The sequence below is a fragment of the Psychromonas sp. genome, assembly GCF_047632955.1.
Lineage (GTDB): Bacteria > Pseudomonadota > Gammaproteobacteria > Enterobacterales > Psychromonadaceae > Psychromonas.
The window spans coordinates 43,183-53,176 of the sequence record NZ_JBLIED010000024.1 but is presented as its reverse complement, the minus strand read 5'-3'; the positions used below and the strand labels follow the sequence as shown (position 1 = coordinate 53,176).

The following is a 9,994-nucleotide window of genomic DNA, read 5'->3' as shown; positions in this document are numbered from 1 at the left end:
TCATCAAGCAAAGCTTGTGACTTAAAACGCCCTTCCCAAAAGCGGCCTGTGCAATTATCTTCGACATTGGCTTTACGCGCGATAAATTCATTTAACGAGCGCATAAACCAAGAAATATCAATTAATCGATGTCGCCATTTAGCAATAACTTCAAGCGCTATGTCAATTTCAGCTTCATTTGTTAACTCTCCCTTGCGCCAACGAGATACAATCTCGGAGCCGGAATAAAGTTGATACCAACGAACACAAATATCCTCATCCGAGCAAGCCTCTACTTCGGCTTCATTGGCATGTAAAACAAGGTGATAGTGATTAGACATAATGGAATAGGCGCACACATTAATCGCAAAAATATTGCTCAGTTGGCGAATGCGATCAACCATCCATTGGCGACGATGTGAGAAACTTTGACCGCTGTATTTATCTTCGCCACACAAAAAAGCGCGGCGAACGCAACGAGAAATGCAGTGGTAATAAGGCGTATCAACCAGTGAAATTAATGTAGAACGTGATTGTGTCATCTCTACCTCTATAGCTGTATGTAAAAACACTGGTTATATAGTAGGTATAAAATTATGATCCGTCAAAAAGGTATGGCTGTCTTCATTTACCAGTCTCATTTACCATCATTTACCATGACTGGAACTAACTAATGGGTGGCCCAGAGTATTTTTCCTGCTTTTCCTAATAATTAATTATTTATCTTGGATATAGAAAGCTCCCTTAAATACTTTTCGTGAGCGGAAATAAGTATACATCATTAAAATTGTAAATAGAGAAACAGGAATGGTGAACCCAATTAAATTCAAGTAAGAAAAAGGCATGTAAAAGAAAGAGATCAAAGCCACTGCTGAAGTTAATATAATCACACAAGTTCTAAGCATAAAAGCAAATAATGCTTTTATGCTTGGAGATAACCTCTTTGTTCTATATTTTACTGTTTCAGGGAGTATTAAAGCCATTAGCATAAGATACGTAATGAAATTCCAAAATAAAAATAGTTTTGCTGAATCATAATGTTCCATTTCTAATACAACACTTGTTAATAGCGATATACTTGCAACTATTGCAAATAAATATACGGTAGAGTTAATCCAAGAATATCTCTTTTTTACCAAGTATAAACCCAGCAAAAAAAATATTAATGCTGTTAGTATTAAATTAGTTTCATCAGAAGGAATTATCCGTTTTAATTTTTTTATGAACATTACGATTAACTCCTAATTAGATATTGCAAGACACGTTTTTTCAGTAAATACAGCTTTTATAGCACTGTCGATTAGAAACGCTCCGATTGAAAAAGCAATCGCAACAGCTAAAAGGGAAGCAAATGCACCTATAACTAAAAGTATGACTCCAAATGAGATTAATGCAGCCCCCCCTCCAATCAAGCAACCGACGCTACTGCCATTTAATTTTTGTTCAAAATCTTGAAAACTAGCTGCTATAGACAAAATTCCTGCGCCAATTGCTAATATTGGGCCAATGAAAGGAATGAACGCTACTGCAAAACTAAGGGCAGCCCATATGAGCGGGTAACTATTAATAGTGTTTAAAAACCCCCCATTACTCCCCCCACTAATCTTATAAGCCCCCGCACCCGTATCATTGTCGGTAACAATATAACCGCTACCTGTCCAGCCAAAATGGGTAATAGGTTTTTCATGTACTGTGACGGTTTTACCTTGGTAAAGCGCATTACGGATCTCATTTTTAGCCGCACTATCGATACTGATATTGGCCAGTTGATCTATTTTACCAAGATCTAAAGTATATATTTTTTGATTTTGCTGCGCTGCGACAGTTAATGCTTTTACCGCAGAAATCCCTTCCACAGGATTAGCGGGATCAGTATTAAACATTATCTCAGGGATAATATGCTCATAGGCACTGGCGCGCACACCGCTGGCTTTGTTTAATGCGACCCAATCTCCATGGCAGTTACTTTTTACTTCGCTGGAAAAAGCCAAGTTATCAATATCCATGACCACGCCGGTAAAGGCGATATTTCTTGGCAGTCCAAACCAGTAACTGACGCTACCTGCAATGCCAAAAGTACCATAAGAGGGTTGGCGATAACTGACACTATCGGCGACTTGTGCGGCTAATTTATCTTGCGCATAGGTCATAGCAAAATAACTTAGCACACCCGTCTGAAGGATATTTCCGGTTAAATCATGGCTATCAATATTTTCAAAATCTTCAGCTTCGAGTTTTCCTTTGGTTTCCTCTAATTCAGCTTGTAAAGCCTGCAGCTGTTTCGGCGCAATTCCCTGCAGATCAATACCCACTGCCTGATAAGCGCCGGCATTAGTTGGGCTGGTTAAGCCCATCTCCCAACCTCTTCCGGGCAGATAAAAACCTTGCTGCACTTTAAGCTCGACACCTAAACCAACAGCGCTTGCACTCTTAATCGTTTGCCCTTCAACAACCCATTCTGGTGTTAAATTAATGAGATTAATCGGTAACGAGCCGGGCAGATCGGCTGCCGAGTTTATCTCTTCGGGTAAATAATCGAGTAATCGTTGCTGATCGGATTCCGTTGCCGGTTTATAAGAAAGCGCATGGCGTTTACCTGCCACCTCCGGGCCTGATGCCTCATAGCTTATCAAGTTAGTACCATATTCATCCAACAAGTTAAATTTATATTTTAGACGCAGACTATCAGGCAGTGTGCTGACACTTTTTTCAGCATGGATAACGATATAGGGTAATGTAGTTGGTAAGGTATCTGCCTCTGTTTGAATAATCTTTTGCGATCCTAATACCTCTGCGAGTGTGGCTGATGGATGATTGATACTCATAAACTCTTCAAGCTTGGCTTGATATTGTGTGAGTTGATTGCTTATCGCCTCTTGATCAATACCACGCACCCAACCTTCTGATTCGTTGGACTCGCTACCGTTAGTGAGCATATCTTGCAATGAACTGGCATTAAAAGGCACGGCTTGTTCAAGTTGCATGCGCTCTGTGTATTGATACTGCTTGAAAGAGGGATCTAAACTCACCCATTTATTGTCTATCCAAGCTTCTACCCAGGCATGCTCAATGGCGATATGCGCTATTTGTCCATTTTGGTTAAATACTTGCGTTACGGGAATGCCACCTTGGCCAAGCAGGTTAGCAGTAGCTTCCCAGTTATCAACACCACCGACCCAGTTTTGTAGTTGCTCTGGCGATAAACTGACCGAGCCATAAACATAACGAGCAGGTGTGGCAGTGGAACGCAGCAGTGCAACTAATAAACTTGCACTATCAATGGCGTTACCTTGTCCGCTGAGCAGGGTGTAATCTGCCCCTTGCATTGAGCCATGGCTTGGGAGGTAACGTATATTATTGTATACCCAGTTATAGATAGTTAATGGATTGCTATCTAACTCGATCGCTTTTTGTTTGATTGCATCAGTTAGTTGTGCATCGACACTGGCGGCTAAGTCGGCATCACTTGGCAAGTCAAGATCAACCGAGGCGAGCATTGATCTTGCTTGCAGTATCGGCTGACCATCATTTAATTTAAGTTCAAGCGCTTCTTGAGTGAGCACCGCTTCTGTTTGTTGATTGCTGTTCGGACCAAAGGGCAAGTTATCATTATCATAGCTATGAGTTGGGGCTTGACGGTTAATACGGGTAAGTTTGCTATCGAGGTTGGCGACAAATGCTTTTTTAGCGATTAATTCGTTGGCACTTTTAAAGCCCTGCAGCTGCGTAAGATCATCAAGTAAAAGTTGATACTGATCATTGATCTTAGCTGTTTGCTTTTGCCCGGCAGAGAACAGTTTTTTATCTGTTTTTTTCTCTTTAAGATGCGCCAATTGTTCGGAAAGTAGCATTTCAACTTGTGTTTGCTGCTCACTGAGATTGTCATGCTTTTTAGCTATATAAGCTTGAATATGATTTAAACGTTTTTGCGATGGTTTCTCTTTGCTCAGCTCCTTATTTAAAGCCGTGATCCCTTGCGCTAGGAGCTTATTATTTTCACTCACTTGCGTTAATAATAGCGTTTCACTGCTTGGATTTGTACGTTTATTGGCATCGACCATGGCATGCGCCGAAGGCGAGTAAAATACAAAACAGTAGCTGATAATCATCAAACAGCTGATCGTCAACATAAAACGACTAGCGTGACGTATTGTGGATAATAATGAGTAATTATTCATATTCAGTCTCTATCTTATGCATTCCCTGTTTAACAAGGGAATGTGTTTAAAATATGTGTTTCCATAATAAACATGGGAACGAATTATTTTTTATCTGCTATTTTTTAGCGGCACATTCTGCGATTCCAAGGGCCGCTGTTGCTCACTAGTAACTCAAAGCGTTGCTCAGATGAATGACCATCAATGTCAGCCGCGCGCACTTCAACCGTATGACTGCCTAGTTGCGTTTCATCCGCTAGCCAACTGATCCCACCACTAATGCTATCGAGGCTCATCCCTTGTGGTGATTGCAGTAATTGGAAGGTTACGGCTTGTCCATCGACATCACTGGCTTGTACTTGATAATGGTATTCACCTTGCTCTAAGCGCAGCTCTGTTATTGCTGTCGAGGTAATCACTGGCGCATTATCTCCAGCCCCAAGCACATAAATAGTGAACGTCTGTAATACGGTGGCCCCATAGATATCTGTGGCACTAACCTCTATTTCGTGGCTGCCGATATCGTTGCTTAAAGACTGCCAATTAAGCAGGCCATTATTATCAATATGTAGCGGGCTTGGTCGCAGGCTATAGCTGATGGCATCACCGTCACTGTCGCTCGCTTGCAGCTGATACTGATATATATCACCTACTTGCACAATCGTGATTGGCTGGCTAATAAACTGCGGAGCATGGTTGTTGCTGCCCGTCGCTAATACCGTTAATTGATAATTAAAGAAAGACGCTCCCCCGTTGCCATCATCAACAGTGACTTTATACGGGTAGCTCGTTATTTGATCATCGGCAAAGGGAAAGGCAGTTAGTAACCCCGTTTGCGCATCAATATCTAGGCCGATCGGATTATCGCCTGTCACTTCAATGCTAAAGGTCAGTTGATCACCATCCGGATCGCTGGCATTAATAGCAAAACTCAGCTCACGCCCGACAGCTAACGTACTCTGTTCACTGCTTGGTAATGAAGTGAATGTTGGCGCATGATTGACACTGTTCGCTTCAGCCACTTTTAGGGTATAACTTTGGTTTAACAATACCTTGCCATCGGTTATTTGAATAACAACGCTGTGCTCCCCAATATCTGCAGATGTTGGAGTCCAACTGACCAGATGTTGCTCATCTATCACCATACCTACTGGCCCTTGATCTAGCGAGATATGTAAATTATCGCCGTCAGCATCGCTTACAACGACTTGATAGCGATAAGCTTTATCAACAATCGCAAGCCCGGCAGGCTGACTAGTGACTAGCGGATTATTATTGTCTTCAGCAGGCAGTAATACTGTAACCGTAAAACTTTGCTTAACGGTATAGCTGCCATCATTGATAGTTATTTCAACCGGATGACTACCCAGTTGCGCCTTTGTGGGATCCCAAGTTATTATGTTTTGGCTATCAATCAGCATACCTGCAGGTGCTTTGTCGAGAGTAATGGTCAGCGCATCGCCATCGGGATCGCTTGCTTGAAGTTGATAACGGTATTGTTGCTCTGTCTCTACGCTTAAGCTTGGTTGACTATTAACGACAGGCGGGTAGTTATCTAAATTACCTTGTGGCACTTTAACTACAAAGTGTTGAATTTGCGTAAATGCACCATCACTCACAGTTATTTCAACCGCATGTTGTCCCATCTGGTTGATGCTAGGTGTCCACTCAATTAAGCCATTGTCTTGATGGATCATTCCTTGCGGACCTTTTAGCAGTGCAAATGTTAATGTGTCTTGATTTTGATCTTTTGCAATGACCTGATAACTCCAGAGACTATTTAACAATACCAGCTGATTCGGGACGGACGTTATCTCTGGCGCAATATTTTGCTCGGCAGTAATATGCCATACAAAATCAACCTGAGAATTACTGTAGTGAGTGGTATCAGTGACAGTGAGATTGACTTGGTACTCGCCTTCAATGGTAGAAACGCCTGAGATAAAACCATCACTGTTAATGCTTAAACCATCGGGTAGACCGGTTGCTTGGTATGACAACTGTGCTGTTGGTGCGTGGTTAACAATCAGCTGCAATTCAACAGGATCACCAGAGTAGTTAGACTGTTCACCCGGACTGAACAGGCGCACCGCTTCTGCAGAAACTTCAAGTTCAAACAGTTGAATATCTTCTCCTCCACGTAGATCGGTGACTTTTGCTGCAATTACGTAGCTTTCTGCCTGCTGCTCAATCGTTGCTGTCCAAGATATCAATCCAGTGAAATCATCTATCACTAGACCTTCCGGAATTTGATAACCTTGTGCTTTATCTTCAATCAGACTAAACGTAAGGCCATCGCCAATATCTAGATCGTTGGCTGTGACTTGGTATTGATAGCTTTCATTTACTCTGGCAAGCGTATTCGCCTGACTGGTGATTTGCGGTTCAACATTAATATCATCAGCGGAAACAATATATAGCTGGGTATCATATAGCGCGCCAGTATCTGTCACTTTCAATTTAACTAATGCTGAATGTGTTATGTTATTAGCCGTTTCACATTCACTTGCCTCATCGGTCGCCTCTATTTGTGCATAGAGATCTTGATTAAGTAATGATTCATTGACTAAAGCATCCAACAACTCCTGCTGCCCTATAAGCATTTCAGGCACAGTAAAACGCACAATCTCTATACCATCAATGGCAGGATCACCACTGTAAACCGTAATATTACTTTCTGTTTTAACATCGGCTAAACCACGATTCAGCAGTTTTAATTGGACATGATAGCCATCATCAGATTTTACTAAGCCAAGTTTGCTAACCATAAGATCGGGTGCAATTGCGGGAGGTAATTGTTCAATAATCTCTTTTACTTTGATATCGATAAGCGCTTTAGAGAAAGACTCCGCGTAATGACCGCCACTACGCAGATAGTTTAGATCCCAAGCTGCTCCGCCATTTTCCATCGCCATTTGTACATAATGTGCAATAGTATTTCCAGATCCAGAATAGGCTGAAGCATTTTCGCAAAGCGTATAACCGCCTTGTCCATCTGCAACATAACCAACATGCTCGCTGTTCATGCCTAATGCAGAAGTACCATCTACACATTTAAAACGTGCATTAACGACAGAATTAAGTAGTGCGGCCTGTCCATCTAGCTCCTGCAAAATAGAAGCATATGTGATGTTACTGTCACGATTATCCCTATCTTCATCGGTTACCAATATAATATTTCTGGCGGCTTTTTCAGCTTTGGGGTAATCATTAAGAGTAAAGTGAATTGCTTGCCAACCATCTTCTGTACCACCGTATAGACCTAAAGAGGCCGAAGCAGCATCAAACTCTTGAGCGCTTCCAAACTTCCCGCCCTTAACAAGAGTATTCCTTGGCCCATAGCTAGAGTAGTTAACTAGACCATATTTATTTGTATCATTAGAGCCAACACCAGCTGCTTTTAGCTTTTCTTCCAATGCAACAGCCATACCACCAACCCAGCGAGTCTCTCCGCCCATTGAACCTGAAACATCAATAACCACGAGCACTTCGGCATCACCAACAGAGCGAATAGTATTTCCCTCTGATTTTAAATAACATTGATTATTTACTTGAGTGATACCGTTAATGTAATCATCTGTTGGGGTCCAGCTAATCGTGCCCGCTTTAGGATCAATTCCCATCCCTTCTGGACCCAATTCGAGTGAATAAGTTAACTGATCATTTGGATTTAGATCTTCCGCTATTGCGTGATAGAGATAAGTCAGCTCTTCTGTTGCTTGAACAACTGGTTGAGAAATAATTTCAGGTGGTAAATTATTTAACAGATGCACAACAATTGGATAAGTTTGTCTGTCGGTCGATCCAACAAGGTCGATCACTTCAACTGTGACTGAAAAATCACCTGCAATAAAAGTTGTCCAACTGATTTCACCACTATTTTCATTAATCTCCATCGTATCTGGTGCATCTAGTAAACGATAGCTGAGTATGTCACCTAAATCGGCATCAATTGCAGCAACTTTATAAGTGTATGCTAGACCTAAAGCTGCATTGTTTACTGGTTGGCTAGTAATACGAGGAGGATTATTTTCGTCTTTTAACGAGATAGCAAACAACTGTTGATCTTCAGCTCCTTTATCATCTGCTACTTTCACCCAAACGAATGCGCTTCGTGTAATATTATTTTGCTCATTACATTCAAATACTTTCTCACGGTTATCTGCCCAAAGATAGATATCATCCGTGAGTAAACTAATATCAGAAACAGGCCAGTTAACCTGAGTCGTTTCACCTGTGGCCAGGTTATTAATAACCATTTCATCCAGTAAAAGTCCATTTTGAGTTGGATCGGCCGAGAAAAAACCAGACTGCAATTCAGTATCAAGTAAGGGTTTACTGCGGTTGGTTAACTGTGCTTGAAATTGATACTGACCGTTTATTTCATGCAGCTGTAGATTATGCGCAACGAGATCGGGTACATCACCAATCGGAGAATATGTATTGATAAACTGCCAATTAAGAATGTCATGAATATTCGATGAAGCGTTTGTCTCGGAAGTGAAACCTACATAAGCATTATCTGTTTGTATGATGCTTGATAGATCTAGTGAGTAACTTAACGTTGCCTGCGCTGGACGGATATTTTCAAAAGCTAGACGCACCTCTAATAACTCTGAAACCCCAGAATAATCGATCCAAACAAACCAAATATTGCCATCATTTAGGCGGTTAGGTAAATTCACCTGTTTTGTTGAAATAACAGAGCCGTTGATATTTAAGCCAATATGATTACCGTTATTGTCTTTTGAATGGCCTTTTCCGTGATGGTGTAAATGACCTTTACCTTTGTAGCCGTCCTGGCCTTTATTCGCCCAGGTATCAAATTCAATACCGATACTTTGTTTAATACCTTGATAACCCATGCCACCAGTCACCGATTCGATTTCATCATCTTGGGTCTGTATAACAAAAACAAAACCATCGCCACCTTGTCCATCTGAATCACTGAGTCCCTGAGGATCACTAATTTGAAAGCTAAAAGCAGAGCTAAAGGAAGCTTTGAAAGCAGAAGATTCACTCAATAGTAGCGGCTCTGTAATAAATGCACTTCCGCTTTGCCTCAGATCATCAGTAAGGCGAAGAACATTTGTATTCACTGGATTTAAGTTAGCAGTATCGCCGTTGAGGGTCAGTGCTGATAAATCAGAAAAATCACTAAAAGTTATTTTTTGGGTTTTATCATCAGTGCTCTGCTCGCAAAATTTCAGCGGCTCAATACTCTGATTGTAATAATCATTATTAGCAACCCAGCTAATTATCCCTGTTTCAGGGGTAATTGTCATGCCGTTTGGCGCCTGCTTTAAGGAGTAGCTCAGCTCAGTTGAATCAGCATCTGTAGCGACCACTTGATACAGGTATTGCTCTCCTTTTCGTCCCGTTTGTATTGCATTAGAAATAATTTCTGGGCTTTCATTTTGATCTTCGCAATGTTTTTTATGATCTTGATGGTGGCTCTTATGACCATCTGAACCGTGTTTTTTGTAATCTGAGCAATCAGAGTAATGCTCTTTATAATCGTGTTTACTGTGCTCTTTGTGTTTTTTTGAATCTGAGCAATCAGAGTGATGCTCTTTATGATCGTGTTTACTGTGTTCTTTGTTATTTTTTGGATCTGAGCAATCAGAGTGATCTTCTTCATCAGCGTACTTACCATTAGCTTTATGCTTTTTGGAGTCACTAAAATAAGAGTAACGATCTTTTTTTAACTCATTATCATGAGAGCTAGCTAGACCCCCTTGACTCCATATAACTAATAATAAAGGTAATATAACCTTTATTTGTGACTTTATTCTTTTATACCGCAACATCCATGTCTCCTAAAAATAAAATTCCATCTAATTTTTTAATAAAATAAC

3 protein-coding genes and 1 pseudogene are annotated in these 9,994 nt (G+C 41.0%); all 4 read right to left on the bottom strand.

Annotated elements, in window-relative coordinates; genetic code table 11:
* Positions 1-521: pseudogene (locus ACJAZP_RS13790) on the bottom strand (alpha-amylase family glycosyl hydrolase); the annotation flags it as partial.
* Positions 522-695: 174 nt separating this feature from the next.
* Positions 696-1,208: a hypothetical protein gene (locus tag ACJAZP_RS13785; RefSeq protein ID WP_415231318.1), complete on the bottom strand. Its 513-nt coding sequence runs from the start codon at positions 1,206-1,208 to the stop codon at positions 696-698.
* Between the two features lie 12 nt (positions 1,209-1,220).
* Positions 1,221-4,157 (bottom strand): transglutaminase domain-containing protein, encoded by a 2,937-nt coding sequence (locus ACJAZP_RS13780; protein ID WP_415231317.1) that lies wholly within the window; start codon positions 4,155-4,157, stop codon positions 1,221-1,223.
* A 104-nt stretch (positions 4,158-4,261) separates the two neighbouring features.
* Positions 4,262-9,946, bottom strand: coding sequence for a putative Ig domain-containing protein (locus ACJAZP_RS13775; protein WP_415231316.1), 5,685 nt, complete (start codon positions 9,944-9,946; stop codon positions 4,262-4,264).
* Positions 9,947-9,994 lie beyond the last annotated feature (48 nt).

Coding starts and splice junctions, on each gene's coding strand:
- ACJAZP_RS13775 (WP_415231316.1), bottom strand. CDS start 9,946: ATGTTGCGGTATAAAAGAATAAAGTCACAAATAAAGGTTATATTACCT.
- ACJAZP_RS13780 (WP_415231317.1), bottom strand. CDS start 4,157: ATGAATAATTACTCATTATTATCCACAATACGTCACGCTAGTCGTTTT.
- ACJAZP_RS13785 (WP_415231318.1), bottom strand. CDS start 1,208: ATGTTCATAAAAAAATTAAAACGGATAATTCCTTCTGATGAAACTAAT.